Origin of the sequence: Williamsia muralis (assembly GCF_002735905.1) — a bacterium.
GTDB classification, from domain to species: Bacteria; Actinomycetota; Actinomycetes; order Mycobacteriales; family Mycobacteriaceae; genus Williamsia; species Williamsia muralis_A.
Genome location: NZ_PEBD01000018.1, coordinates 1 through 1004 on the forward strand (window position 1 = coordinate 1; position 1004 = coordinate 1004).

At 62.5% G+C, this 1004-nt stretch carries 1 protein-coding gene and 1 pseudogene; both read left to right on the forward strand.

The window, feature by feature from the left end:
* Positions 1 to 350 (forward strand): annotated as a pseudogene (locus CSW57_RS24585) (hypothetical protein); the annotation flags it as partial.
* Between the two features lie 133 nt (positions 351 to 483).
* Positions 484 to 1004, forward strand: a 521-nt coding sequence (locus tag CSW57_RS24130) for an LLM class flavin-dependent oxidoreductase (RefSeq protein ID WP_143696615.1), incomplete at its 3' end; no start/stop codon positions are given.

Here is a 1004-nt window from a genome sequence, read left to right on the forward strand (position 1 = left end):
CCTCGGTGCCCTGGTGGGTGATCGCACTGGCGATAGCCGGGATCTCCACCAGCCTCGCGTATGTCACAGGCGTACATGCCGTTCGGCTCCTCGGCGCCACTCCCGCGTCGTTCGTGGCGCTCATCGAGGTGCTGTCGTCTGCGGTGGTGTCGGGCATCGTGACGGTCGGGCTACCGATAGTTGCGTGGGGGTTGTTCCTCGTGGCTTCACCAGGCGTGGTCGCCGACGACGTGATGAAGCCGATCTGGGCCATGCTTGTTGTGTTCATCGCCGTCATGCTCCGCGAGACGTGGGCGCGAACCCTCAGACGATCGAACGCCCGGCGGTGGTCGAACCACGAGACAGCGTGACGACAGTCCCGATGGTGCGGACGTGGCTGGGCCGCCAGCTCAGCGAATCGTTCCCAAGCCAAACTAGAACGTGTTCTACTGAACTGAGACGGGTCCGGCTCGACCAGGCTCAGGGAACATATTTAGGAGGATCATGCGGTTCACATTCGCCGAGGCGATGACAGATCCGAGCTACTACCTGCCACTGGCTCAAGCGGCCGAGGCCGCCGGGTATGAGGGGTTCACCATCCCCGACTCCATCGCCTACCCGGAGGAATCGGACTCGACGTATCCGTACACCGAAGACGGCAGTCGGGAGTTCCTGGAGGGCAAGGCCTTCATCGAGACCTTCGTGATGGCGGCAGCCATGGGCGCGGTCACCGAGAAGATCCGATTCAACCCGTTTGTGCTGAAACTGCCGATCCGTCCTCCCGCGCTGGTTGCGAAGCAGGCGATGTCGGTGGCCGTCCTCACGAACAACCGGTTCTCGCTGGGGGTCGGTACCAGCCCGTGGGCCGAGGACTACGACATCATGGGCGTGGACTACAAGCGTCGTGGCAAACGGATGAACGAGTGCATGGACATCATCCGCGGACTCAGCACCGGCGAGTACTTCGAGTTCCACGGGGAGTTCTACGACATACCCAAGATCAAGATGAACCCGGCGCCCACCAA